This window comes from Amycolatopsis tucumanensis (assembly GCF_021654135.1).
Taxonomy (GTDB): domain Bacteria; phylum Actinomycetota; class Actinomycetes; order Mycobacteriales; family Pseudonocardiaceae; genus Amycolatopsis_E; species Amycolatopsis_E tucumanensis.
Map to the genome: position 1 here is coordinate 102900 of NZ_JAKGSD010000021.1, position 24435 is coordinate 127334.

A 24435-nucleotide genomic window follows, 5' to 3' on the forward strand; every position below is an offset into this window, starting at 1 on the left:
GTGCGGAGGGGGACCGCCCAGCCGCGGCGGGACTGGCAGCGCATCGTCGAAGAGCAGGGCCTCGTGTTCGGCACGCCCGCCCGCTACGGCTCCGGCCAGGAGCGGCCGTACTGGGACGAGTCGGTGCACTACGTCCTGGAGATGGACGAGGTGCTCAGCCTGGAAGCCGACGTCGAGCTGCTGCATTCGATGTGCCTGGAGGCCGTCGACAACGTCGTGCTGACCGAGCGCTACCGCGAGTTCGGCATCCCGGAGTGGGTGTGGCCGCACATCGCGGAGTCGTGGAAGCGCCGCGACCCGCACGTCTACGGCCGCTTCGACCTGCGCTACGACGGCAACGGCCCGGCGAAGCTGCTGGAGTACAACGCCGACACGCCGACGTCGCTGCTGGAGGCGTCGGTGCTGCAGTGGCACTGGAAGACCGACGTCTTCCCGGACGACGACCAGTGGAACTCGGTGCACGAGCGGCTCGTCGAGCGCTGGCAGGAGATCCGCGGCCAGCTGCCCACCAACGAGCTGTACTTCACCTGGTCCAGCGCCGACCCGACGGGCGAGGACCACATCACCACCTCCTACCTGCAGGAGACCGCGGCCGAGGCCGGCCTGGACACGGTGGGCCTGGCCATCGAGGAGATCGGCTGGGACCCGGTGCTGAAGCGGTTCGTCGACCTCGAAGAGGCGCCGATGAACACCGTGGTCAAGCTGTACCCGTGGGAGTGGGTGGTCGAGGAGGAGTTCGGCCGCTTCGCCGCCGAATCACTGCCGCGCACCCTGTGGATCGAGCCGCTGTGGAAGATGCTGCTCTCGAACAAGACGCTGCTGGCGATCCTGTGGGAGAACTACCCGGGCCACCCGAACCTGCTGCCCGCGTTCGTCGACCAGCCGGGCATCCTCACCGAGTACGTGCGCAAGCCGAAACTGGGCCGCGAGGGCGCGAACGTGCAGATCGTGGCGCCCGGCTACGAGACCGAGACCGGCGGCGTCTACGGCGCCGAGGGGTACGTCTACCAGGCGTTCGACCCGCTGCCCGAGTTCGACGGGTTCCGCCCGGCGCTGGGCGCGTGGATCGTCGGCGACACGTCCGCGGGCCTCGGCATCCGGGAGACCGCGGGCCTGGTCACCGACGACGGCGCCGCGTTCGTCCCACACCGGATCCCGCAATCGTGATAAACCACCCGCGATCACTCACACCACCAAACTGGGAGAATCCGTGACCCACACCCTCGCGCTGGCCGAGACGTTCGGTTCCGACCTCGTGCGCGGGATCGGTGCGATCCTGCTGTACGGCGTCATCGGGCTGCTGCTGATGCTGGTCGGGTTCTACGCGATCGACTGGACCACCCCCGGCAAGCTGTCCGACCTGGTGCGCCGCGGCCTGCCGAACGCGGTGATCGTCACGGCGTCCGGGATGCTGTCGATGGCGTTCATCGTGGTCGTCGCGATCTTCAACTCGGCCAGCGACCTCACCGAAGGCCTGATCACCTCGCTGGTCTACGGCCTGCTCGGGATCATCGTGCAGGTCCTGGCGGTGCGGCTGCTGGAGTGGTCGACCCGCATCGACGTCAAGGGGACCATGCAGAGCGAGGTGTTCGCGCCGGCCAGCATCGTGGTCGCGGCCGCGCACCTGGCGCTGGGTCTGGTCGTCGCGGTCTCGATCAGCTGACCGGTAGCCCCTAGGGTGGGTGTGTGCGCCTGCTGAGGACTCCCGAAGACCGGTTCACCGACCTCCCCGACTTCGACTACCCGCCGCTCTACTGCGACCTGGAGAGCGAGCACGACGGCATCGTCCGGATCTCCTACGTGGAGGCAGGCCCGTTCGACGGTCCCGTCGTGCTGCTCCTGCACGGCGAGCCCAGTTGGTCCTTCCTCTACCGCAAGGTGCTGCCGGTGCTGGCCGAAGCCGGGATCAGAGCGATCGCGCCCGACCTGATCGGCTTCGGCCGCTCCGACAAGCCCGTCGACGTCGCCGACCACACCTACGCGCGGCACGTCGAGTGGATCCGCTCGTTCGCGTTCGACGCGCTCGACCTGCGTGACGTCACGCTGGTCGGGCAGGACTGGGGCGGCCTGATCGGGCTGCGCGTCGTCGCCGAGAACCCGGACCGGTTCGCCCGCGTGGTGGCGGCCAACACCGTGCTGCCGACCGGCGACCAGTCCATGCCGCCCGAGTGGCTCGCCTTCCGCAACGCCGTGCAGAAGGCGCCGGTGCTCGACATCGGACGGTTCGTGCAGTCCGGCTGCCGCACCAAGCTGACGGACGAAGAGCGCGCCGCCTACGACGCGCCGTTCCCCAACGAGATGTACAAGGCAGGCCCACGCGCCATGCCCGGGCTGGTGCCGACCACTCCGGACGACCCGGCGAGCGAGGCGAACCGCCGCGCCTGGTCGGTGCTGTCCGAACTGGACATCCCGTTCCTCTGCGCCTTCGGCGACAGCGACCCGATCACCGGCCCGGCGGCCCCCGTCCTGCAGCGCGCCATGAAGGGCGCGGCAGGCCAGGACCACCGGACGCTGGCGAACGCGGGCCACTTCCTGCAGGAGGACCAGGGCGAGGAACTGGGCCGGATCATCGCCCGATTCGTCACCGGCTGACAGCCGCGGACGCCACGGTGGCGGCACCACCGTGGCGTCCCCGCGTCAGCGGTTGCGGCGCTGCTTGGTGTCGTCCTCCATCTCGACGCGCTCCTTGCGCACCTGGCCGGACACGGTCTGCTCGTCGCGCACGGTTTCCTTGGCCAGCCGCACCTTTTCGACCGGCACGGTCTCCTTCTCGACCTTCGGGCGCTCCTCGTGCAGGGTGATCTCCTGCTCCTCGTCGGAGATCCGGGCGCCGGTGCGGTCGCCGTCGGTGATCGGCTCGCGCTCCAGCCGCACCTCCTCGTGCGTCACCGGCACCTTGACCTGCTGCTCCTCGGTGACGGTGTACTTGCGCAGCTTCACCCGGCCGGTCTCGACGCGCTCGGTGCCGACGTTCAGCCGTTCCTCCGAGCGGGTCATCGACTCGCCCGCGGCGCCGCGCTTGCCAGGCTGCGGCGTGGTGCGGCCGCCGCCCCGGTTCTCCTGGCTGGCCCGCGGCGCCGGCATGTCGTAGAACCGGTACAGCTCGGCGGATTCCTGTTCGGACAGGTGCCGGTCGCCGTCGGTCTGCGGCGCCTCGGACACCTTCTCCTTGGTCACCTGCACGTGCAGGCCGTCACGGTCCATCGTGGCGCCCTTGAGCGGCACGAAGCTTTCCTTGTGCCCGAACATCCCGGTGCGGACCGTGACCCACTCCGGCTGCTGCGTGTCGTCGGCGACGTAGACCGTGCCGACCTTCCCGATCTTGCGGCCGTGGGTGTCCACCACCGCGTTCTCCATGAGCTCCTCGGGACGCATGGTGCCAGTCATTGCTCACTCCTTCCCCGTTTCCGTTCCGCCATGGGTGTAGACGGATCGGTGGGGGTGCGAAACTGACACCATCAGGGATCACTCACGTGGGCGTCACCCGCGCATCGGTTGCCGCTGCTTCGATCGCGTCGAGCAAAGCGTCCAGGGTGGACAGCTGACGCGGTTCGAGCCGGCCGAAGACGCGGGAGAGGATTTAGGTGACGGCCCGCCCCGCGCCAGGTGCTCGTCCACCGCCCGCCGCACCTGGTTGGAGACGGTCAGGTAGCGCAGCCCGATCTTCCCGGCTTCCGGCATGTGCACCTCTCGGAAAGTAGTGAGGTACCTCAGCGCGAAGGTGGACGAGCTCCGCCACGCGGCCGGGCAGCCGGTCGGCGAATACACCCGCCGCGAGTCGTCCGTCCACTACGGCCGGACGAAGCTCATGGCGATCGTGTTCAGCCAGGGACTGGCCCGCCGCCTCGCGGGCCCCGGCGGCTCCGCCGTGTGCTGCGACCCCGGCTTCGACACCACCGGCCTCGGCCGGGAACTGCCGTTCGCCGGGCTGCTCGAAAAGACCCTGCGCGGCTTGCGGATCGGCGATCCGCGTCGCGGAGCCGGGATCATCACCCGGCTCGCGACCGACGACACCCTCGCCTCCGGCGGCTACTACTCCGTCCGGGACGCCCAGCCGCTCGATTGCCCCAAATCGGGTCGCGGCGCGGAGATCCAGCGCCGCCTCTTGGACGAGACGGCGAGGCTGCTCTAGGCCGTGCTGCCGTCGGGGTTGATGAGCGCGAAACCGGTGTAGGGCACCAGCGCCTCGGGGATCCGGATCGAGCCGTCGGCCTGCTGGTTGTTCTCCAGCACCGCCACCAGCGTCCGCCCGATCGGCAGGCCGGACGCGTTCAGCGTGGCGATCTGCGCCCGCTTGCCGTCCTTGCCCTTGCCGCGGATGTTCGCCCGCCGCGCCTGGAACGTGCCGGTGTCCGACGCGCTGGAGATCTCCCGGTAGGTGCCCTGGCTGGGCAGCCACACCTCGACGTCGAAGGTGATCTGCGCGGAGAACCCGGTGTCCCCGGCCGCGAGCTTGATGACCCGGTACGGCAGCCCGAGCTTGCGCAGCGGCGCCTCGGCGTGCGACAGGATCTCGTCCAGCGCCTCGCGCGAGCGCTCCTCCTCGACGAACTGCACCAGCTCGACCTTGGAGAACTCGTGCTGCCGGATCAGGCCGCGGGTGTCCTTGCCGTACGACCCGGCTTCCGAGCGGAAGCAGGGCGTGTGCGCGGTGTAGCGCAGCGGCAGGTCCTCCAGCTGCAGGATCTCGCCCGCGTGCAGGTTGACCAGCGGCACCTCGGCGGTCGGGATGAGGAACAGCTCCCGGTCCGCCACCCCGGTGCGGAACAGGTCCTCCTCGAACTTCGGCAGCTGGCCGGTGCCGGTCATGGTCTGCCGGGTGACCAGCGCGGGCAGGCTGAACTCGGTGTAGCCGTGCTCGCCGGTGTGCACGTCGAGGAAGAACTGCGCCAGCGCGCGCTGCAGGCGCGACCCGGCGCCCTTGAACACCGCGAACCGCGGGCCGGACAGCTTCGTCGCGCGGCTCAGGTCGAGGATCCCGGCGCGCTCGCCCAGGTCGACGTGGTCGAGCGGCTCGAAGTCGAACTCCGGCGGGGTGCCGACGCGGCGCACCTCCTCGGCGAACTCCTCGGTGGCGCCGTCCGGGATCTCGTCGAGCGGGATGTTCGGGATGCCGAGCAGGAACTCGTGCAGCTCCGCCTCGACCTCCCGCTGCTCCTCCTCGAGCCGGGTGATCCGGTTCTTCAGCTCGCGGGCCCGCTCGCGCAGCTCGGTGACGTCCTCACCGCGCTTGGCGGCCGCGCCGACCTCGGCCGCGGCCTTCTTCGACTCGGCCCGCGCCTGGTCGCCCTCGCTGATGACGGAGGACCGCCTGCTCACCAGCTTGCTCAGGTGGTCGGTGTCGAGCACGTACCCGCGACGGCGCAGCTTGGCGGCCGCGTCCACCTCGGGGTCGAGCAGCTGGCGGGGGTCGTGCATCAGTACTCCTGGTGCGAGCCGGTACGGATGCGCTCCAGCGTAACGAGCCCGACCAGCGGGTTTCGCGCTACCCGGTCGGCAGCCCGATCTCCCGCCGCGACGGCGCGCCCAGGTCCCAGTCGAGTGGCACGCCGGCGGCGCGCAGGGCCGACCACATGGTCACCTGGTTGGCCGTGAGCACCGGGATGCCCAGGCGCCGCCGCAGGGGCTCGATCACGTCGTAGGTGGGGACGTTCGTGCAGCTCACGAACAACGCGTCGGCGCCGGTGGTGTCCAGCTCGGCGACCGCGGCCAGCACGTGCGCGTAGGTCATCTTCCAGATTTCGCCGAGCATGCCGAGCCCGACGCTCGCGGTGGTGGTGATGCCGTACTCGGCGAGGAACGACACCAGCCGGTCGGTGACCGCGTCCACGTACGGCGTCACGACCGCCACCCGGCGCACGCCCAGCGACTCCAGCGCGCCGACCATCGCGCCGGAGGTGGTGACCGCGCGTGGCGCCCCGGCGTCGAGCATCGCCGCGACCAGCGCGGCCTCGCCCGCGGCGCCGCCGATGAAGCTGCCGGACGTGCACGAGTAGGCGACCACCTCGGGTTCGGGGACGAGCAGGTCGCGGGTGGCGCGGCGGACGCCGTGCGGGTCGGCCAGCGCCTCGGCGAGCTGCACGGTGACCGGCTCGGGCAGGTAGGGCAGGCGCGTGGTGTGCAAGCACGCGTGGTCCGGCACCCACCGCCACAGCTCCCGGTCGAGGGCGAAGTCGAACGGCGCGACCACACCGATCCCGGTCTGGACCGGCAGGGTGATCTCGAACGGATCAGCTGTCATCGCGGCGTCTCCCTCTCCCGGCAGCGCCCGCCAGGCTAGGTTCGGCGTGGGACAACCGATCACGCCGCGAGTTACCGAGCGGTTAAACCTGGTCCGGGGAGGCATTCAGTGAGGTGGCGGATCGCCGCGGTGGTGGCAGCGGCCGGCCTGGTCAGCGCGTGCACGACCACGGTCAGCGGGACACCGCAGCCGGCGCCCGGGCGGATCACGGTCGCGCCGGCCGGCTCGACCGACCCGTGCACGCTGCTCACCACCGACGAGGCCGCCGAGCTGGGGCTCGGCCCGGGCACGCCGAAGGCGGCCCAGCCCTCCTACCGGGTGCCGCCGGGCTGCGAGTGGCGTTCACTCGACCCGGACGCCAGCCTCGACGACTCGCTGCAGGCCTACTACGGCACCGACCAGACGATGGAGGAGTACTTCGCCGCGCAGCCGCTCGGGGAGAAGCAGATCGGCGGCATCACGTGGCAGCACTACAGCTCCATCATGGGCGACTGGCTGTGCAACCTGGCCGTCAAGCTCGGTGAGATGGAGTTCGTGGTGCTCAGCGGGCAGAACCTGCTGGACCCGAGCAAGTCGTGCGTGGTGGCCGAACGCGCGGCGCCGATCGTCGCCGCGCACCTGCCCCAGCGCTAGGGCGAGCATGGGCCCAGCGTCCGGACCTCCGCGCCGGGGAACAGCTGCTCCAGGTCCGGGGCCACCTGCTCGGGCGTGGTGTCCGGCCGGGTCATCAGGACCACGGCCGCGGGCAGTGCCTCCGGCCGGGACTTGCTCAGCAGGTCCGGGTCGTCGGCGAAGATCCGCTTGAACTCCGCCCAGGCCTCCAGCCGGGTCTGGGTGCGGACGCTCGCGAACCGGGCGTCGCCGCGCAGCCGGTCCGCGGCGGCGGACATCACCGGGTCCGGGTCGGTGCCGTTGAAGTAGACGGTGATCTGGTGTTCGCACTGGTCCCGCGCCTCCGCGGCCTGCCGGTCCGCGGGCGATTCGCCCGCCCACAGGAGCGCGCCGCCCCCGAGGCCGGCGCCGACGGCGAGCACGAGCGAGAGGACGAACACCCACACCGGGATGCTCCTGGTCCGCCGCGGCACGGCCGCGGCGACGGGTCTGTCGGTCACCTGATCATCCTGGCAGGCCGGCGTCAGCCGACCTGGTCGGCCACGTGCTTGGCGATCTCCAGCGCGCTCGTCGCCGCGGGGGAGGGGGCGTTCAGCACGTGCACCTGGTGCGGCGCGGTCTCGATGAGGAAGTCGTCCACCAGCGAACCGTCCGGGCGCAGCGCCTGCGCCCGCACACCGGAGCCGTGGCGCACGATGTCGTCCGGGCCGACCGCCGGCACCAGCCGCGCCAGGCTGGCCGCGAACCGGCGCTTCGACAGCGACCGCCGCACCTCCTCCAGCCCGGTCGGGTAGGCCCACTTCCGCGCGAGCCGCCACGAGCCGGGGAAGCGGGCGACGTCGGCGAGGTCCGCGGGCGACACGTCCCGCCAGCGGTAGCCCTCCCGCCGCAGCGCCAGCACCGCGTTCGGCCCGGCGTGGACGCTGCCGTCGAGCATGCGGGTCAGGTGCACGCCGAGGAACGGCAGCGCCGGATCGGGCACCGGGTAGATGAGGCCGCGCACCAGGTGCCGCCGCTCCGGCCGGAGCTCGTAGTACTCGCCGCGGAACGGGACGATCCGCGCGCTCGGCCGCAGCCCGGCGAGCTCGGCGATCCGGTCGGACTGCAGGCCGGCGCAGTTGACCAGCGCGTCGGCGCGCAGCACCTCGTCGCCGGTGGCGATCTCCACGCCGCCGGCCCGGCCGGGCCGGATGCCGCGCGCCGCGGTGCTCAGCCGCAGGTCGGCGCCGTGGTCGGTGAGCAGCCGGACCAGCGCGGTGCAGACGCGGGGGAAGTCGATGATGCCCGTGGACTCGACCCGCAGCGCCCGCACGCACGACACCTCGGGCTCGTACTCGCGGGCCTCCGCGGCGCTGATCAGCTTCGCCGGGACGCCGTTCGCCTCGGCCCGCTGCGCGAGCACGCCCAGCGCGGGCAGTTCGGCCTCGCTGGTCGCGACGACGAGCTTGCCGCACACCTCGACGGGCACCCCGTGCTCCCTGGCGAAGTCCACAATGGACCGGTTGCCCGCGACGGACATCCGCGCCTTCGCCGATCCCGGCTTGTAGTACAGCCCGGCGTGCACGACGTTGGAGTTGTGGCCGGTCTGGTGCGCGGCCCACCGGGCTTCCTTCTCCAGCACGGTCACCGCCGACCCGCGCCGGGTCAGCTCCCACGCGGTCGCGAGCCCGATGATTCCGCCACCGATGACGACAACCCGGTTCACCACGCCGACAGCGTATACGCCGACGACCGGGGCGCTGGGCCGTTCGGGTGACGGGCCTCAGGTCAGGGCGGCCACGTGCTGCCGGAAGTCGAAGCCCGGCGTCAGCAGTTCGCGGCCCAGCGAACCGCCCGCGGTGAACAGTTTGCGCGCCGCCATGTGGTCGGGTGTCCGGTTCACCGACTCGACGCACACGAGCTGCCCCGCGCGGAAGCAGAACACCGAGAACGAACCCGCGGACGGGTCGCCGTGCACGACCGCCTCGTCGTGGCCCGCGCTGATCCCCGCTATCTGCAGCCGCGCGTCGAACTGGTTGCTCCAGAACCACGGCACCGACGCGTACGGCTCCGCGGCGCCGGTCAGCCGCGCCGCCAGGCAGCGGGCGTGGTCCACGGCGTTCTGCACCGACTCCAGCCGCAGCGGGGCGCCGGCGTGCCGGCTCGGGTAGACCGCGCAGTCGCCGACCGCGGAGATGCGCGGGTCCGATGTGGACAGGTGCTCGTCGACCACGATGCCGTTGTCCACGGCCAGTCCGGCGTCGGCCGCCAGCTCCGCGTTGGGCACCACGCCGATGCCCACCACCACCAGGTCGGCGGGCAGCACCGAGCCGTCCGCCAGCTCGACCCCGGTCACCTCGTGGCCGCCGTGCAGGGCAACCACCGACGCGTCCGACAGCACCCGCGTGCCCTGCCGCTCGTGCAGCTCCCGGTAGTGCGCCGACACCGCGGGCGACACGGCCCGGCGCATCAGCCGGTCCGACGCCTCCAGCACGGTGACGGACAACCCGAGCTTGGCCGCCGCCGCGGCGAACTCCAGCCCGATGAACCCGCCCCCGATCACCACCACGTTCCGCGCCCCGCCGATCCGCTCGCGCAGCGCGTCGGCGTCCTCGCGGGTGCGCAGGCCCAGCACGCCGTCGAGTTTCGCACCCGGCACCGGCAGTTCCCGGTTTCGGGTCCCGGTGGCGAGCACGAGGTGCCCGTACTCCAGTTCGCGCTCGTCGGCGAGCGCGACGCGGCGGCGGTCCCGGTCGATCCCGACCGCCCGGCCGCACACCAGCTCGATGCCGTGCTTGTCGTAGAACGCCTGCGGCCGCAGCGCGAGCCGCTCGCCGGGCAGGGCACCCGAGAGGTAGGCCTTGGACAACGGCGGCCGCTGGTACGGCACGCCCGGCTCGTCCCCGACGAGCACCACCCGGCCCGGGTGCCCCTGCTCGCGGAGCGAGGCGGCGACCTGGAAACCCGCCTGCCCCGCGCCCACGATCACGACGTCGGTCACTGTTCCTCCGGCACGGTCACGGTCAGGCTGTCGAGTTCCTCGGTGATCTCGATCTGGCAGGACAGCCTACTGTTCTCGGCGCGCGGGCACGCGGTGTTGTCCAGCATCGCGTCCTCGTCCGCCTGCGGCAGCGGCAGTTTCTCGACCTGGCCGGGGTCGACGTAGACGTGGCAGGTCGCGCAGATCGCGTTCCCGCCGCACTCGGCGACGATCCCGCCGACCCCGGCTTCGATCGCGGCCTCCATGACGGACATGCCTGCCGGCACGTCGAACGACTCGGCCGAGCCGTCCTGCTGAACATAAGTGATCTTGGGCATGACGCTGCTCCCACCTCTCCTCGCCGGCGGCGTGTTGCCCGCAGAACGCTAACAGCCGGGTATTTCGGAAATGTTAGTTCCGACCCCGGTTCGCGCGGGGCCTGCTGTGCGGAAGATTTCGTCGAGGGAGGAGTGGCCGGCGAGTTGGGATGATATTGCCTCAGCCGACTCGCGGCAATCGTGCGCGGAAAAAGAGGTTCCGCTCAGCGCTAGCTGTGACCTGGGTAAACGCGGCGAGCGAAGTGGCCGGAATTTGCCTTACCGGTAGCATCGGCCGCTTCTCGGGAACGGTTTGTGACATGTCGTTAACAGTGGTGCCACCTCCGCGACACGAGCACCGGCAGTATTGGGCAACGCCGCGACTTCCGCCGTCGCGGTGACAACCGAAAGGATCCGCATTGCGCGCACCGCATTTGCGTCGCACTGTCATGGCCACCCTTGCCGGAATCGCGGCGATGTTGTTGCTGCCACCGGCCGCGTGGGCGCACGTCTCGGTCTCGCCGGACACCGCCGAACCCGGCGAGCGCGCCACCGTCTCCTTCCGCGTGCCCAACGAACGCGACGACGCCACCACCGTCCGCCTCGAGGTCCGCTTCCCCGAGGACAAGCCGCTGGCCTCGGTCACCCCGCAGACCGTGCCGGGCTGGAGCGTGTCCGTCACCACGACGGAACTCCCGCAACCGGTCGCCACCGAGCACGGCACCATCAGCGAAGCGGTCACCGCGATCGTCTGGGAGGGCGGGCGGATCCCCGTCGGCACCTACCAGGACTTCCCGGTCAGCATCGCCTCGCCGCCCGCGGGAACGCTGGTCCTGAAGACCCTGCAGACCTACTCCGACGGGCAGGTCGTGCGGTGGATCGACGTGCCGCAGGCGGGGCAGGCGGAGCCGGAGCACCCGGCACCGACGTTGTCCGTCGCGCCACCGCCCGCGCCGGCGTCCACTTCGGACACCACCGCGCGCGTGCTCGGCGGGGCGGGCCTGGCCGCCGGACTGGTCGCGCTCGGCTGGGCCGCCGTCCGCCGCAAGACGCCGGCCCCCGCCGCCGACGAGCGCGAAACGATCCGGGTGTAGGGCCGCGCCATGAGCAGGGACGGGAGCACGCCAAGGTGGGCGGCGCGCCTGGTCGTCGTACTCGGCGCACTCGTGGCCGCCGCGCTCGGCGGAGCGGGCCAGGCGTCCGCGCACGCGGTGCTGATCGGCACGACCCCGGGCGGTTTCGAGGTGCTGGCGACCGCGCCGCGGGAGGTCACGCTGCGGTTCAACGAGCCGGTCGAGCTGGCCGAGGTGACGGTGCTCGGGCCGGGTGGCGCCGCCGTCGCGGGGCTGTCCGCCCCGGCGCACCCACCCGGGCAACCGGACGTCGTCGCCGTCACACTGCCGGCCGGTCTCACCGAGGGCACCTACACGGTCAGCTACCGCGTGGTGTCCGCCGACGCCCACCCGGTGCCGGGCGCTTTCGCGTTCAGCGTCGGCTCGGTCACCGGCGGCGTGGCGGCGAACGCGGGCGAGCAGACCGCGGACGGCGTGGTGTCGGCGCTGTACGCGGTGGCGCGGTGGCTCGGCTACGCGGGGGTGGCCCTGCTGCTGGGCACCGCGTTCTTCGTCGCCGCGTGCTGGCCGGGCGGCGAGGCGATGCCCGCGGTGCGGCGGATGCTGTGGACCGGGTGGGGCACGCTGCTGGGCGCGACGGTGCTGGCCTTCGTGTCCTACGGGCCGTACTCGGCCGCCGGGACGGCCGCCGATCTGCTCGATCCGAAGGTTCTCGGCGCGACAGTGGGCAGCCGGATGGGGCTGCTGCTGGTCGTGCGCGTCGCGTTGCTGGGACTGATCGCCGCCGTGCTCGTCCACGTGTTCCGGCGGACGTCGTTCGCCGAGTACCAGGCCCGAGACCACCGGCGGCGGGCCGCGCTGGTGCTGACGGCCGGGGCCGCCCTCGCGATCACCTGGAGCCTGACCAACCACAGCGTCACCGGCACGCAGGTCGCGTTGTCGCTGCCGGTCGACGCGATCCACCTGGTGGCGATGGCCGTGTGGCTCGGCGGCCTGCCCGTCCTGCTCGGTGTGCTGCTGCGCTCGGGTGACGTGTTCGGCATGCGGATCGCGATCCCACGGTTCTCCCGCACCGCGCTGGTCTGCGTCGCCGTGCTGGTGGTGACCGGCACCTACCAGGCGTGGCGCGAGGTCGGCAGCCTGGCGGCGCTGTTCGCCACCAGCTACGGCGCGGTGCTGCTGGCGAAGCTCGGGCTCGTGGTGGTGCTCGTGCTGCTGGGCGCGCTGGCCCGGCAGTGGGTCCGCAGGCACTACACCCACGCGCCGGTGGTGTCCAAGAAGCGCAAGGCCTACCGCGGCCCGGCGGAGCGCGAGGTCAGCCGGTTCCGGCGGATGGTCGCGACCGAGGCCGTGCTGGCCGCCGTGGTGCTCGGGGTGACGGCGTTCCTGGTGAGCGCCGAGCCGGCCACCGCCGAGCTGGCCAGGGAGCGGGCGGAGGCGGAGGTCCCGGCGCGGACCGGCCCGGTGAACGTCGTCCTGCCGTTCGACGCGGGCGGCGGACCGGCCGGGGCCGGGCAGCTGGCGGCGCTGGTGACCCCGGGAGCGGTGGGACGCAACGAAGTCCACCTCGCGGTGCTGGACGCGCAGCGGCGGCCGAAGCAGGTTGCCGAGCTGACCGCGTCGCTGAGCCTGCCGTCGAAATCGGTGGGCCCGCTGCCGGTCGCGCTGCAGTTCATCGGCGGCGACCACGCCATCGCCGTGAACGTGCCGGTCAGCATGCCCGGGATGTGGGAGCTGGCGGTCACCGTGCGAACGTCCGAAGTGGACCAGGCGGTCGTGCGGATCCCGGTGGGGGCGCGCTGATGACCACGGACGCGCGGAGGTTGTCCGCACCGGAACTGGAACGGCTGCGCCGCCGCGCGGTGGCGGCCGTGACGGCGGGCCTGTCGCAGGGCCGGGTCGCGACGATGCTCGGGGTCAGCCGCAAGACCGTGGGCGTCTGGGTCCGGGCCTACCAGGCCTCCGGCGAGCAGGCGTTCCCGCCGCAGCGCCGGGGCCGCCGGGTGGGCGAGTGCCTTGCCCTGTCCGGCGAGCAGCAGGACCGGATCGTCACGGTGGTCGCCGCCGGCCTGCCCGACGCGGCAGGCCTGCCGCACCTGCTGTGGACGCGCCGGGCGGTGACCGAGCTGGTCGAGCGCGAGTTCGGCATCCGGATCAGCCCGGCGACGGCGGACCGCTACCTGACCCGCTGGGGGCTGACCGGGCCGCGGGAGCACGTGGGCGACGGCCTGGCGGTGCGCTGGACCGCGCCGCGCGGGCTGCACGTGCTGGTGGCGGTGACGAACCGCGGGCTGGTGTTCTTCCGCGCCGGGCGGCTGCCGTTCGACGTGGCGCAGCTGGTCGACTTCCGCAACCGGCTGCGCATGCAGCTCGCGCGTGAAGTCACCGCGGTCGTCACGGAATGGCCTGCGGCACAAGGGGAACTGCTGGAGAGGTGGTGCTCGGCGGACCGGAACGTGATCGCCGGGCTGACCATCGGCTGAACCACTCGAACCCGAGCCCCCGTGGTGCACTTCGCGCCGCGGGGGCTCCGGCATGCCCGCGATCGCTTGTTTCGGAACGGTGAACATGTCCGGTGCGCGAAAAATCTCCGAGGTGATTTCCGCGGATTAGGCCGCTCGACCGGGTGACGGCCAGGGCAAAAGTGTTCCGCGCGACGCGGGAAAGCGGCTGTTCAGCGTCGCGTCGTGGATCCGGAAACATTCGCGAAAAGGTCGCTCGCGGGCGTTTTCGGGCTTCTGGTCAGGATCGGCCGGGCATGCCACGATGATCCCGGAATCAAGGTTTCCACAACGGACGGCGAAATTCCTGAGAGAAGGCCAAGAATGCGATTCCGACGTCATCTCGCGGCCGGTGCGCTGACGGTGGGCTGCCTCGGCGGCATGACCGTCGGCGCCGCCGAAGCGGGTGCCGAGGAACCGGTCGCGGCCGCCGACTGCACGGCGCCGGCGCCGGACGGCGACCTCCTGCTCCCCGGCGTGGACATCGCCGACGAGCTCCCGCTCCTCGGGCCGATCCTGCAGCCGCTCACCGACACGGTGGGCTCAGTGGTCGGCTCGACCTGCGAAATCCTCGTGCCGCCTGCCCAGCCGGAAGCGCCGGGCTCGGGCGACCAGCAGCCACCCGCGGCGGCGCCCACCACGACGCCGTCCTCCGCGCCGAGCGGGAACAGCGCCGCGACGCCGTCCGGTGGTCGCCTGGCCGCCCAGGAGAGCAGCGGTGCCGTCGCCACCGCGCGCTTCGGGTTCGCCGACCCCCTGCCGTTCGGTCCCGCGCTCAACTTCGGCGCCCCCGGCGCGCCACCGCAGGCCGTGGCCGCCGGAAAAGCCGACGTGGTGAGCACGCAGCGGCCGACGGGCACCGCGGAAGCATTGCCGGTGACCCGGGACGAATTGTCCCAGCCGGTTCTGCTCGCGACTCTCGCCCTCACCCTGGTGAGCGCGCAATTGGTGCGCACCTGGGTGCGGCGAATGCGCGGGGAAGTATTCAGTGCGCGCACCGGCCCGCTGAATACCTGAACGCCGCGCATTCCGGTTTTCCGTCCGAACGGGTTCGGACGGCTGTGGAGAGAAAGGAAGCACATGCCCGAAAACGCTCCCCCGGGAGCCGGGAAGAGGCGGTCCCGCCGCCTCAAAACGGTGATCCCGTTGGCAGCAGTCGCGCTGGGCGCGACGACGGTGGCCGCCGTGCCGGCCGCCGCGCTGCCAGTGGGTGTCGGCCCCGTGCCGATCACCTTCACGTTGAACGACAGCAACGGTAACTGGTTCGACTCGGGCCTGCAGCTGTTCGGCGGCAAGTCGCTGGCCGTGGCCGAGCTGCCGCGCCTCGGCACGTCCGCGCTGGACGGCAGCATCATCCCGAGCCTGCCGGAAGGCGCGCTCGGGCTGCCGAACCTGCCACTTGGCCAGCTCGACACGGCCCAGTCCAGCGGGCTGCTGAACCTGGACCTGGTCGACTCGCTGACCGGCCTGGTTTCCAGCGACCCGGCCAAGGCGATGCCGTCCCTCGGGCAGCTCGGCGGCTTGACCGACCTGCTGAACCTGGACAGCACGCTGTCCGCGGTGCGGAACATCGCGGCCACCGAACCGCGGGCGGCGACGTCGGCGGCGAAGGCCGAGGGCCTGCTCAGCCAGTTCCAGGCCGAGGTCGCGAGCCTGCCGGCCGACCAGCCGATCAGCCTGGACAGCCTCCCGGTCGGACTGGACCTGCAGAAGGCGCTGGACGACCTGGCGACGTTCGCGGTGAAGGGCCCGGCCATCACGGCCAACTTCACCATCGGCAGCCCGAAGAACCAGTCGCTGCACGACATCACGTCGCTGATCTGGCCGGAGGGGGCGCCCTTCTTCGAGCAGATGGGCGCGTTCGCCGGTTCGGACTCCACCCAGCTGACCGAGCCCGGTCTGTACGCGTGGACCTGCACGATCCACCCGTACATGCTGGGTGCGACCGTGGTCGACGACCCGCTCACCATCGGCCTGGACTTCGGCAAGAAGCTGAAGGTCAACTCGCGTGACCTGACGGTTCCCTCCAACGCGGACGTCATCCAGCAGCTGGTGCGCATCTTCTTCACCGCGACGGTGCCGGACAACTGGCAGACGTTCAGCACCACCGAGTCGTCGCAGTGGAACCCGGTCTTCCCGCCGGCGCCGATCCTGCAGTACGACGCCCAGGGCAACCCGGTGCTGGTGCCGATCCTGGACGCCTACTACGACCAGAAGTTCGGGTACCCCAAGACCCTGGACAAACTGACCCCGCCGCAGACCCCTGGCGTGGGTGAGGTCTGGATCGACACCCAGATGGAGGAGTACGCGGGCAAGGACTACGTCGGTGCCGCCACGAAGGTCAACGTGGAGAACTGGACGGTCGACCGCAAGATCTCCGGTTCGAGCATCAACATGAACAACCCGCACAACATGTGGACGGACAAGAACTACAAGTACCTGTACCAGACCGAGTGGTTCGACGACGAGCTGTCGGTGTTCGACCGGGCGACCGGTGAGCACGTGCGCACGATCGAAGTCGGACCGGACCCGTCCCACGTCATGACCCGCACCGACACCGACCAGGTTCAGGTCGCCATCAACGGTGGCACGGACGTCGTCGAGCTGTCCCCGGGCGCGGAGAAGATCGACCGCCGCATCCCGGTGGGTCCGCCGGGTGACTTCCCGCAGCACCCGCACGCCTTCTGGCTCAGCTCGGACGGTAAGACCACGATCACGCCGAACGTGAACCCGTACGACGCGACCGTGATCGACAACGAGACCGGCACCTGGCGGAAGGAGCCGACCGGCGAACTGCCGATCGCCTCCAGCATGATGTCCGACCAGTCGAAGTTCTACATGGCCGACTTCCTCGGCGGGAGCATCTCGTGCGTCTCGCTCGCGGAGGACGCCTGCGTCAAGGAAGGCAAGAAGGTCCACAACGCGAGCATCGACCTGTGGGACAACTACAACCCGGTCACCGGCCGGAACGGCACCAAGCCGTGGGGTGGTCTGACCATCCAGCTCCCAGTGAGCCCGGATGACAAGGCCCTGCTGGCCGCGAACACCTTCAGCGCCACCGTCTCGGTCGTCGATCCGAAGACCGACAAGGTGGTCAAGGAGCTGCCCTGCAACGCGGGCTGCCACGGCATCAACTTCGGTGCCAAGAAGGGTGGCGGGTACTACGCCTACGTGTCGAACAAGTTCTCGAACGCCGCTCAGGTCATCGACATCGACCCGAACATGGACGGGAACATCACCGACGCCGCGATCGTCGGTCAGCTGGTGCTGGCGCCGACCGCGGACACCAAGTCGGACGGCACGCTGACCGGACAGCCCGGCATGGGTGGTCAGGGCGTGCTGCCCATCCCGCTGGTCTACAACGGCTGGTCGCAGCAGGTGCCCGCCGGCTGGCGGGAGAAGCTGACCCCCGAGCAGCTGAACCCGATCGGCTGAGCTGGTTCCGCAGCAGCTCAGCGTGACCGATCCACCCACCCCGTGAGGGAAACCGTGGTCCGGAGCGGCCAGCCCGCTCCGGACCACGGCCGTTCAGGAGACCGCCATGCCCGCATCCCCCAGGTCCTTCGCGCGTGCCCTGTCCGCGCTGTTCCTCGCCTCGTGCGCGCTGCTCGGCCTGGCCGCCCCGGCCGCCGCGCAGGTGTCGATCGTGCCCGGTTCCGTCAAGGGCGGCAGCACCGAGACCTTCGCCTTCCGCCTCGCCAACCAGCGCACCGACACCCAGAGCAACCGGCTCGAAATCGTGTTCCCGCAGAGTCCCCCGATCGCCTTCGCCGAGGTCAAGCCGGCCCGCGGCTGGACCGCCAGGATCAACCCGCGCCCGCTCGACCCGCCGCAGCAGTCCGGTGACCGCCTGATCAGCCAGGTCGTCGGCTCGATAGTGCTGGAGGGCGGCGCGGTCGGCCCCGGCCAGTTCGAACAGTTCCTCGTCACCCTCGGCCCGCTGCCCGAGCGGGGCGACCTGGTGCTCGAAACCGTTCAGGGCTACGCCAGCGGCGCCACCGACCGGTTCTCCGCCGCGGCGGGCAACGCACCGGTGATCGTCGTCAGTCCCAACGCCGCACAGGGCGCGCCGCCGCCCGCGGTGATCGAAGCGAACCGGGCCGATCAGGTGGCCGCGGCTGCCGAGCAGCAGGCCGAAGAGCAGGCGAACAGCGGCGGCATCACCCCGTTCGCCTTCCTGTGGGGCGTGCTCGGGCTCGCGTTCCTGGTGGTGGCGCTGGTCGGGCTCCGCACCCACCTGCTGCACCGCCGCGCGCCGGAACCCGAGCCGAAGCCCGAGCCGGAGAAGGTGAGCAACGGATGACGACGCTGGCCAGACCGCCCGCCGTCCCGCGGAACCGCCGCGCGGCACGGCTGCTCCCGTTCCTGCTGCTCGTCGCGGCCTGCTGGACCTCGCTGCTGACGCTGGCCTCGCCGGTGTCGCCGGAGGCGCCCGTGCTGGTGTCGTCGGCGCCCGGCAATGGGCAGGTCACCCGGCCCGACGACATCGTCCTGACCTTCGACCGGCCGGTGCCCGCCGGGCTGTCGACGATCCGGATGACCGACCCGTACAAGCGTCCCGTCGACCCCGGCCGCCCGGTGCACGCCGACGGCCGGGACAACACGCTCTCCGTGCCGGTGCCGAAGCAGAAGTACGCGGGCACCTACACGATCGCCTGGAGCGTGCCGGTGAAGGGGACGGACGCGGCGACCGGGACGTTCACCTTCGACCTCGCCTCACGCAGCCCGGTGCAGGCCCCGCCCGCGCTGGACGCCCGGCCCGGGGTGGTGGTGACGGTCGCGCACGCGGTCGCGCAGTTCCTCGCGTTCGCCGCGCTCGCGTTGCTCGCCGGGGTGGTGTTGTTCGTCGCCGTGGTGTGGCCGGGGGGCGCGGAGTCCACTGTGGTCCGTCGGCTGGTGACCTGGGCGTGGGGCGGGCTGCTCGGCGGGACCGTGCTGTCGCTGCTGACCTTCGGCCCGTACGCCGCGAAACTGCCGCTGACCGACATCCTCGACGGCGGCCTCGTCTCCGGGGCGCTGGAGTCCGCGACCGGTCACGTGTACCTCGCGCGGCTGCTCGTCGTCGCGGTGGCCGGAATCGGGATCGCGCAGTTCCTGACCATGGCCCCGGCGGAGTCGGCGCGGGAGCGGCGGCTGCGCGGCGGCACCGTGCTCGCCTGCACCGCCGCGGTCGTGGCGACGTGGAGCTTCACCGGGCCCGGTTCGGTCGTGGCGGGCGTCGTGCACCTCACCGCGCTGGCCGTGCTCGCCGGGATTCTGGTGGTGCTGCGCCGGTTCCGTGAGGTCGCCGGCAGGCCGAAGGCGCTGGTCGTGGTGTGCGCCGGGCTCCTGGCGGTGACGGCGGGCGCGGAGTTGTGGCAGCACCTCGGGAGCCTCGCCGGCTGGCTGTGGGCCGGGTTCGCGGTGCTCGTGCTGGCGCTGGGCCTGCTCGCACTGGCCGGACGGTTGTCGCTGGCGCAGACCGGCCTCGCGGTTGCGCTCGTCGGGGTCAGCACAGCGTTGTCCGTGGTGCCCACCGGTCCCGCGCCCGCTCCGCAGGCCCCGCTGGTGCGGCTCGCGTTGTCCACCGGCGCGCTCGACCTCGCGGTCGTCCCGGCGCGGGTGGGGGACAACCAGGTGCACGTCACGGTCCTCGACGCGAAACCGGGCACGACGATCACGGCCGAGCTGGCCCCGCCGTCCGGCGCGCCGGTCCCGGTGTCCTTCGCACTCGCCGAGGCGGGTCACCTGGCGGGTTCGGTGACCGTGCCGTCCGCCGGGCCATGGGAGCTGGCCCTGACCGCGCGGGCGCCGGACGGGCAGCAGGAAGTCATCTACGGCGTCATTGAGGTGCGATGAGCACGACGACCGAGACCCGCACGCCGGGAAAGCGGAAGAAGCAGCCGGCGCGCGGGATGAACGGCCTGCGGGTGATCGCCCGCCGGGTCCACTTCATGGCGGGCATCGTCGTCTCGCCGTTCCTCGTGGTGCTGAGCCTGACCGGGCTGGTGTACGTGTTCAGCCCGCAGATCCACGACAACCTGTACCACTCGCAGCTGTACGTCAACGAGGTCGGCGCTGCGCCGAAACCGGTGTCGGAACAGGTTCGCGCGGCGATGACCGCGCACCCGGAAGCCGTGCTGCGGCAGGTGATCACGTCGCCGGAGCCGGATCGCACCACCCGCGTGGTGCTGTCGGTGCCCGGTCTGGCCGGCACCGATGACGCCGGGCAGGCGCGCACCGTGTTCGTCGACCCGTACACCGGCTACATCAACGGGGAGCTGACCACGGCAGGCAACCGGATGCCCGCCAACACGTGGTTGCGGGACCTGCACAGCAACCTGCACCTCGGCGAGCCGGGGCGGTGGTACGCGGAACTGTGCGCGAGCTGGCTGCCGGTGATCGTCCTCGGTGGACTGGTGCTGTGGCTCGCCCAGTCGCGGCGGCGCACGCGCACCCGCGACCTGTTCGTCCCGCCCCGCAAGACGAAGGGCGGATGGCTGCGGTTGCGCGGGCTGCACGGCCCGCTCGGGTTGTGGCTGTCGGCGGGCCTGGTGGTGATCGCGGTCAGCGGACTGCTCATCTCGCAGTTCACCGGCGGTCGCGGCAGCCAGGACAACGACCCGATGCGCCTGCGCGCGCCCACGCTGGTGGCCGCGCCAGTGGCCGTGCCGGAGGGCGTCGAACCGATCGGCGTCGACCGGGTGCTGGAGATCGCGCAGGCCCAGGGTCTGCACGGGGAGCTGCTGGTGACGGCCCCGGCGCGGGCGGGCGCGGTGTACACCGTGATGGAGCGCGCGGCCGGGATCCCCCTGCAGCGCGACAACATCAGCGTCGACCCGTTCACCGGCGAGGTGACCGAGCACATCGGCTGGGACGACTACTCGTTCCTGGCGAAGCTGACGTCGGTCGCGGCGGAGTTCCACACCGGGACGCTGTTCGGGCTGGCCAACCAGATCGTGCTGGCGGTGCTGGTGACCGGTCTGCTGGTCCTCATCGGACTCGGCTACCGGATGTGGTGGGTGCGCAGCCCGTACAAGGGCAAGTGGAAGGCGCTGCCGACGGCGGCCTGGAAGCAGCTGTCGCTGCCGATGACGGCGGCCGGGTTCCTCGGGATCGTCGCGATCACGTGGGTGCTCCCGGTGTTCGGGGCGAGCCTGCTGGTGTTCCTGGCGGTCGACGCCGCGATTTCCGCGCTGCAGCGCCGGAAGAAGCCGGTGCCGCGGGCCAGGTAGCGGCTGGCTATGGTGGTCGGATGGGTTCGGTCAGGCAGGTTCAGATCACGTTCGACTGCGCCGATCCCGAGCGCGTCGCCCGGTTCTGGTGCGAGGTGCTCGGGTACGTCGTGCCACCGCCGCCGCCGGGGTTCGACTCGTGGGCGGACTACGACAGCTCGCTGCCGCCGGAGCGGCGCGGAGCGGCGTTCGCGTGCGTCGACCCGACGGGCGCCGGGCCGCGACTGTTCTTCCAGCGGGTGCCGGAAGGCAAGGTCGTCAAGAACCGGGTGCACCTCGACGTCCGGGTCGGCACCGGACTCGCTGGCGCCGAGCGGCTCGCCGCGCTCCAGGCCGAGCGCGAACGACTGGAAAAGCTCGGGGCGACCTGCGTGCAGGTCCTGGAGGCCGACGGGTTCAACGAGTCCTGCATCCCCATGCTGGACATCGAGGGCAACGAGTTCTGCCTGGACTAGCCGCCGCGGCGGTGGTGCGTCCCGGGCGTGTGGCCGTACGCGCGGCGGAACACGTCGATGAACGCGCTCGCCGAGGACCAGCCGCAGCGATGCGCCACCGTCGTCACCGGGACGTCCTCGGCCAGCAGCCGTAGCGCGTGGTAGAGCCGCAACTGCGTCCGCCACGCCGTGAAGGACATGCCCAGCTCGGCGGCGAACAGGCGGCTGAGGGTGCGTTCGCTCGCCCCGGTCGCCGCGCCCAGCTGCGCCAGCGTGCGCGGGTCGGCGCAGTCGGCGTGCAGCAGTTCGCACACCGCCACCAGCCGCGGGTCCGACGGCGTCGGCAGCTGCACCGGCTCCCGCGGCGCGGCCCGCAGCTGGTCCACCAGCACCGCGCGCAACCGGCGCTGCTCCGGCGAACTCCCACCGTCAGCGGTCGCGGCCAGGATCAGCTCACGCAGCAGCGGGCTCACCGCGAGGACGGCCGGCTCATCGAGGCCGAGGGGGTTCGGGGCCGCGGGCAGCCCGAGCAGGTGCAGGTCGGTCCGGCCGTGGGCCACGTGGGCGTGCACGCAGCCGGCGGGCACCCAGATCGCCCTCGTGCCGGGCGCGAACCAGGTGCCCGCGTCCGTGGTGACGGCGAGGACACCGGACCCGGCGTAGACCACCTGGTGCTCGTCGTGGCGGTGCGCGTCGATGCGTTCGCCCGCGGCCAGGACCTGGGTCCTGGTCGGCGCGTGCGGCAGGTGGCGGGTTTCCGACATCATCTGGCAGATTAACGGAAGCGCGCCAGCTCCCGCCACGGCGACGATGGGCCGGTGCGAACCATCCCCCTGCTCGCGGTCGGGCACGCATGCGTCGACGTCTACCAGGGCGCGGTGGCCGCGCTCGTGCCGTTCTTCGTCGCCGAGCGGGCCTACACCTACGCCGCCGTCTCGGGCGTCGTGCTGGCCGCGTCCCTGTTGTCCTCGGTGGTGCAACCGCTGTTCGGCGCGCTCGCCGACCGGTGGTCCATGCCGTGGCTGCTCCCGGTCAGCGCGCTCACCAGCGGACTGGGCGTCGCGTTCGCCGGCGTCGGCTCGTACGCGCTGACCGTGGCGGCCGTCGCGGTCTCCGGCATCGGCGTCGCCGCCTACCACCCCGAAGCCGCCCGCGTGGCCCGGCTCGCGAGCCGCGGCAGCCACACCGCGATGGGCTGGTTCTCGCTCGGCGGCAACGTCGGCTTCGCCACCGCGCCGCTGCTCGTCGCGGCCGTCGTCGCGACCGGCGGGCTCGCGTTCTCGCCGCTCTTGGCCCTGCCCGCCGCCGTCGGCGCGGTGCTGTGCGCGATGGCGCTCCGCCGGATCTCCGGCACCGCGGCGCCCACGCGCGAGGGCGCAGGCCGGAACGACTGGGCCTCCTTCGCGAAGCTGTCCGGCGCGATCGTGTGCCGCTCCATCGTCTTCATCGGACTGAGCACGTTCGTCTCGCTCTACGCGCAACAACGCACCGGCGGCGGGAGCCTCGCGGGCACCGCCGCGTTGTTCGTGCTCTACGTCGGCGGCGCGGCCGGCACGGTGGCGGGCGGGCAGCTGGCCGCCCGGTTCGGCCGGATCCCCGTCGTGCGGTGGTCCTACGCGCTCACCACGCTGTCCGTGGCCGGGGTGGTGTTCGTGCCCGGCCCGCTCCTCTACCTGTTCGTCGCGGGCACGTCCGCCGGCCTGTACGTGCCGTTCTCGCTGCACGTCACGCTCGGCCAGGACTACCTGCCGAGCCGGGTGGGCACCGCGAGCGGCATCACGCTCGGCCTGACGGTGAGCATCGGCGGGCTCGCGAGCCCGGTCCTCGGCGCGCTGGCGGACGCCACCTCGCTGCGGACCGCGCTCGCGCCGCTGATCGCGCTGCCCGCGCTCGGCCTGCTCCTCCTGTCCACTGTGGACGAGCCGGTCAGAGGCTGAAGCGCACCGAGATGCGGCCGGAGTGCCGCCGCGGCCAGGCCTGCAGCATTTCGTAGTGCTGCAGCGGCCACCGGCACACCACGACGTTCAGCGGGCGCCCCAGCTGGTGCATCAGCCGGTGCAGGAAGTCCTCCGCGTGCGGGGTGTCGAACGGGCCCAGCCCGGCCCGGAAGTGCACCACGCCCCGGTTGGACATCGCGATCAGCACGTTCACGTCGCCGAAGTAGTCGCGGAACCCGGACATCAGGTTCTGCCGCGATGCGGCGCGGCGGTCGGCGGGCGCGTGTGGCCGCGTCCACGCCACCCACAGCACCTCCGCCTCCGGGATCCACTCCTCGGCGGCCGCCGGGACGCCGCGCGGCCTCGGCACCGTCGCGGTGACGCGGCTGCGCATCATCTCCTGCAGGTACGGCTCGTCGATCAGGCTCCACCGCACCAGGTAGTGCCCGACGGTCGCCGGGCTCAGCAGGATCCGGAACTCGCGGTTGACCAGCTCCACCACGGCCGGGCGGCTCCACAGCCGGTGCCGCAGACCGTACTGGTCCGGCGTCCCGCTGATGATCGTCTTGATGGTCCACGCCTGCTGCGCCGGCGAGAGCGCGAGCTGCTCCCCGGGGCGGCGGCCGCGGGTCTTGGGGCGGAACGCGTCCTCGCCCTGGCGCCGGTAGGCGAGCACCCAGGCGCCGACGGTCTTGCGGGACACGCCGAACAGGCGCGCCACCTCCGACCGGGACACACCCGCTTCGACAGCGGCGACCGCCCGTCGGCGGAGGGCTTCCAGTGCATCGGGGGACAGGCTGCGGGCGTCACGTGTCGTCATGATCCGGCCCCGGCGAGCTGCGCGGCAAATGCGGTGCGCGCATCGTCTTCCTTTCGGCGATTGGCGGGCACAACGGACATTACGACCCCTCATGTATCCGCCTCGTGCCCGCATTGTTAAGTGCCGATCACAAGAGCTGCCGGAGATTTTTCCGGGAAAGTGATCGCGTCCGGCGGGTGAGGCATAAATGTGTCACGCCCGCCCCGGGGAGTCCCGCCGCCGGCGCGCCGGGCCTGGCACATATTTGCCTCACGTCGGCCGGAGTCGCTGTCGCCGGGCGGGGTTCGGGTCGCCTCGTCCGGCCGGTCCCCGGCGCCGGGCGCGTGG

The 24435-nt window shown here is 71.8% G+C and carries 24 protein-coding genes; 15 read left to right on the top strand and 9 right to left on the bottom strand.

The genetic code is table 11. The annotated features are described in order from the left end of the window. From L2C96_RS21615 to L2C96_RS21625, 3 genes are read left to right on the top strand one after another with little or no spacing between them, the layout of a single operon-like run. Positions 1-1167 (top strand): glutathionylspermidine synthase family protein, encoded by a 1167-nt coding sequence (locus L2C96_RS21615; RefSeq protein ID WP_020416420.1) that lies wholly within the window; start codon positions 1-3, stop codon positions 1165-1167. 43 nt (positions 1168-1210) lie between these two features. Next, positions 1211-1663, top strand: a complete 453-nt coding sequence (locus L2C96_RS21620; RefSeq protein WP_020416421.1) for a DUF350 domain-containing protein — start codon at positions 1211-1213, stop codon at positions 1661-1663. 23 nt (positions 1664-1686) lie between these two features. Beyond that, a complete protein-coding gene (locus tag L2C96_RS21625) occupies positions 1687-2592 on the top strand; it encodes a haloalkane dehalogenase (protein ID WP_237337506.1) in 906 nt (301 codons plus the stop codon). A gap of 45 nt (positions 2593-2637) precedes the next feature. On the opposite strand, the gene L2C96_RS21630 is transcribed toward L2C96_RS21625, so the two are convergent. Next, complete coding sequence (locus tag L2C96_RS21630) at positions 2638-3387, bottom strand: DUF2382 domain-containing protein (RefSeq protein ID WP_237337507.1); 750 nt, start codon at positions 3385-3387, stop codon at positions 2638-2640. A gap of 334 nt (positions 3388-3721) precedes the next feature. On the opposite strand from L2C96_RS21630, the gene L2C96_RS21635 reads away from it, so the two are divergent. Beyond that, complete coding sequence (locus L2C96_RS21635) at positions 3722-4132, top strand: Rossmann-fold NAD(P)-binding domain-containing protein (RefSeq protein WP_237337508.1); 411 nt, start codon at positions 3722-3724, stop codon at positions 4130-4132. Here L2C96_RS21635 and serS read toward each other — a convergent pair. Then, complete coding sequence (serS, locus tag L2C96_RS21640; protein ID WP_237337509.1) at positions 4129-5418, bottom strand: serine--tRNA ligase; 1290 nt, start codon at positions 5416-5418, stop codon at positions 4129-4131. The two genes, L2C96_RS21635 and serS, sit on opposite strands and share 4 nt — an antisense overlap. Before the next feature lie 67 nt (positions 5419-5485). Next, complete coding sequence (locus L2C96_RS21645; protein ID WP_237337510.1) at positions 5486-6241, bottom strand: maleate cis-trans isomerase family protein; 756 nt, start codon at positions 6239-6241, stop codon at positions 5486-5488. Between the two features lie 108 nt (positions 6242-6349). Here L2C96_RS21645 and L2C96_RS21650 point away from each other — a divergent pair, with 108 nt between their 5' ends. Further along, positions 6350-6874, top strand: a complete 525-nt coding sequence (locus L2C96_RS21650; RefSeq protein WP_020416427.1) for a DUF3558 family protein — start codon at positions 6350-6352, stop codon at positions 6872-6874. Here the strand turns inward: L2C96_RS21650 and L2C96_RS21655 are convergent. The 4 genes from L2C96_RS21655 to L2C96_RS21670 are packed head-to-tail and all read right to left on the bottom strand — an operon-like array spanning position 6871 to position 10150. Next, a complete protein-coding gene (locus L2C96_RS21655) occupies positions 6871-7353 on the bottom strand; it encodes a permease-like cell division protein FtsX (RefSeq protein WP_020416428.1) in 483 nt (160 codons plus the stop codon). The two genes, L2C96_RS21650 and L2C96_RS21655, sit on opposite strands and share 4 nt — an antisense overlap. 23 nt (positions 7354-7376) lie before the next feature. Beyond that, positions 7377-8558 (bottom strand): L-2-hydroxyglutarate dehydrogenase, encoded by a 1182-nt coding sequence (lhgD, locus tag L2C96_RS21660; protein WP_237337532.1) that lies wholly within the window; start codon positions 8556-8558, stop codon positions 7377-7379. A gap of 57 nt (positions 8559-8615) precedes the next feature. Further along, the gene (locus tag L2C96_RS21665; RefSeq protein ID WP_237337511.1) at positions 8616-9833 is read right to left on the bottom strand and encodes an NAD(P)/FAD-dependent oxidoreductase; all 1218 of its coding nucleotides are present in this window, start codon (positions 9831-9833) and stop codon (positions 8616-8618) included. Next, on the bottom strand, positions 9830-10150 hold the full coding sequence (locus L2C96_RS21670) for a 2Fe-2S iron-sulfur cluster-binding protein (protein WP_020416430.1): 321 nt from the start codon (positions 10148-10150) through the stop codon (positions 9830-9832). The genes L2C96_RS21665 and L2C96_RS21670 overlap by 4 nt, the downstream gene beginning before the upstream one ends. 428 nt (positions 10151-10578) lie before the next feature. On the opposite strand from L2C96_RS21670, the gene L2C96_RS21675 reads away from it, so the two are divergent. The 9 genes from L2C96_RS21675 to L2C96_RS21715 all read left to right on the top strand — a co-directional run bounded on the left by L2C96_RS21675 (position 10579) and on the right by L2C96_RS21715 (position 21372). Then, on the top strand, positions 10579-11223 hold the full coding sequence (locus L2C96_RS21675) for a YcnI family copper-binding membrane protein (RefSeq protein WP_237337512.1): 645 nt from the start codon (positions 10579-10581) through the stop codon (positions 11221-11223). 9 nt (positions 11224-11232) lie between these two features. After that, positions 11233-13005, top strand: coding sequence for a copper resistance CopC/CopD family protein (locus tag L2C96_RS21680; RefSeq protein WP_272883008.1), 1773 nt, complete (start codon positions 11233-11235; stop codon positions 13003-13005). Beyond that, positions 13005-13685, top strand: coding sequence for a helix-turn-helix domain-containing protein (locus L2C96_RS21685; RefSeq protein WP_237337513.1), 681 nt, complete (start codon positions 13005-13007; stop codon positions 13683-13685). The genes L2C96_RS21680 and L2C96_RS21685 overlap by 1 nt, the downstream gene beginning before the upstream one ends. Positions 13686-13889: 204 nt before the next feature. Beyond that, entirely contained in the window at positions 13890-14720 is an 831-nt protein-coding gene (locus tag L2C96_RS21690; RefSeq protein ID WP_237337514.1) for a hypothetical protein, read from the top strand. A 120-nt stretch (positions 14721-14840) separates the two neighbouring features. Then, the gene (locus L2C96_RS21695; protein WP_237337515.1) at positions 14841-17138 is read left to right on the top strand and encodes a YncE family protein; all 2298 of its coding nucleotides are present in this window, start codon (positions 14841-14843) and stop codon (positions 17136-17138) included. 106 nt (positions 17139-17244) lie between these two features. After that, the gene (locus tag L2C96_RS21700) at positions 17245-18006 is read left to right on the top strand and encodes a DUF1775 domain-containing protein (RefSeq protein ID WP_237337516.1); all 762 of its coding nucleotides are present in this window, start codon (positions 17245-17247) and stop codon (positions 18004-18006) included. Continuing rightward, positions 18003-19541, top strand: a complete 1539-nt coding sequence (locus L2C96_RS21705; protein WP_237337517.1) for a copper resistance CopC family protein — start codon at positions 18003-18005, stop codon at positions 19539-19541. The genes L2C96_RS21700 and L2C96_RS21705 overlap by 4 nt, the downstream gene beginning before the upstream one ends. Then, the gene (locus L2C96_RS21710; protein WP_237337518.1) at positions 19538-20917 is read left to right on the top strand and encodes a PepSY-associated TM helix domain-containing protein; all 1380 of its coding nucleotides are present in this window, start codon (positions 19538-19540) and stop codon (positions 20915-20917) included. Before L2C96_RS21705 ends, L2C96_RS21710 begins: the two co-directional genes overlap by 4 nt. A gap of 20 nt (positions 20918-20937) precedes the next feature. Further along, complete coding sequence (locus tag L2C96_RS21715; RefSeq protein ID WP_237337519.1) at positions 20938-21372, top strand: VOC family protein; 435 nt, start codon at positions 20938-20940, stop codon at positions 21370-21372. Here the strand turns inward: L2C96_RS21715 and L2C96_RS21720 are convergent. Continuing rightward, positions 21369-22115: an AraC family transcriptional regulator gene (locus L2C96_RS21720; protein WP_237337533.1), complete on the bottom strand. Its 747-nt coding sequence runs from the start codon at positions 22113-22115 to the stop codon at positions 21369-21371. The genes L2C96_RS21715 and L2C96_RS21720 overlap by 4 nt on opposite strands. Before the next feature lie 54 nt (positions 22116-22169). Between L2C96_RS21720 and L2C96_RS21725 the strand changes: the two genes are divergently transcribed. Beyond that, positions 22170-23288, top strand: coding sequence for an MFS transporter (locus L2C96_RS21725; RefSeq protein ID WP_237337520.1), 1119 nt, complete (start codon positions 22170-22172; stop codon positions 23286-23288). Here the strand turns inward: L2C96_RS21725 and L2C96_RS21730 are convergent. Then, entirely contained in the window at positions 23278-24108 is an 831-nt protein-coding gene (locus L2C96_RS21730; RefSeq protein WP_027935617.1) for a helix-turn-helix domain-containing protein, read from the bottom strand. The two genes, L2C96_RS21725 and L2C96_RS21730, sit on opposite strands and share 11 nt — an antisense overlap. Positions 24109-24435 lie beyond the last annotated feature (327 nt).

What these genes read in the sequence shown, in the direction of transcription:
- L2C96_RS21630 (WP_237337507.1), bottom strand. Translation starts at nt 3,387, where the DNA reads ATGACTGGCACCATGCGTCCCGAGGAGCTCATGGAGAACGCGGTGGTG.
- serS (WP_237337509.1), bottom strand. Translation starts at nt 5,418, where the DNA reads ATGCACGACCCCCGCCAGCTGCTCGACCCCGAGGTGGACGCGGCCGCC.
- L2C96_RS21645 (WP_237337510.1), bottom strand. Translation starts at nt 6,241, where the DNA reads ATGACAGCTGATCCGTTCGAGATCACCCTGCCGGTCCAGACCGGGATC.
- L2C96_RS21670 (WP_020416430.1), bottom strand. Translation starts at nt 10,150, where the DNA reads ATGCCCAAGATCACTTATGTTCAGCAGGACGGCTCGGCCGAGTCGTTC.
- L2C96_RS21675 (WP_237337512.1), top strand. Translation starts at nt 10,579, where the DNA reads ATGGCCACCCTTGCCGGAATCGCGGCGATGTTGTTGCTGCCACCGGCC.
- L2C96_RS21680 (WP_272883008.1), top strand. Translation starts at nt 11,233, where the DNA reads ATGAGCAGGGACGGGAGCACGCCAAGGTGGGCGGCGCGCCTGGTCGTC.
- L2C96_RS21685 (WP_237337513.1), top strand. Translation starts at nt 13,005, where the DNA reads ATGACCACGGACGCGCGGAGGTTGTCCGCACCGGAACTGGAACGGCTG.
- L2C96_RS21700 (WP_237337516.1), top strand. Translation starts at nt 17,245, where the DNA reads ATGCCCGCATCCCCCAGGTCCTTCGCGCGTGCCCTGTCCGCGCTGTTC.
- L2C96_RS21705 (WP_237337517.1), top strand. Translation starts at nt 18,003, where the DNA reads ATGACGACGCTGGCCAGACCGCCCGCCGTCCCGCGGAACCGCCGCGCG.
- L2C96_RS21710 (WP_237337518.1), top strand. Translation starts at nt 19,538, where the DNA reads ATGAGCACGACGACCGAGACCCGCACGCCGGGAAAGCGGAAGAAGCAG.
- L2C96_RS21715 (WP_237337519.1), top strand. Translation starts at nt 20,938, where the DNA reads ATGGGTTCGGTCAGGCAGGTTCAGATCACGTTCGACTGCGCCGATCCC.
- L2C96_RS21720 (WP_237337533.1), bottom strand. Translation starts at nt 22,115, where the DNA reads ATGTCGGAAACCCGCCACCTGCCGCACGCGCCGACCAGGACCCAGGTC.
- L2C96_RS21730 (WP_027935617.1), bottom strand. Translation starts at nt 24,108, where the DNA reads ATGACGACACGTGACGCCCGCAGCCTGTCCCCCGATGCACTGGAAGCC.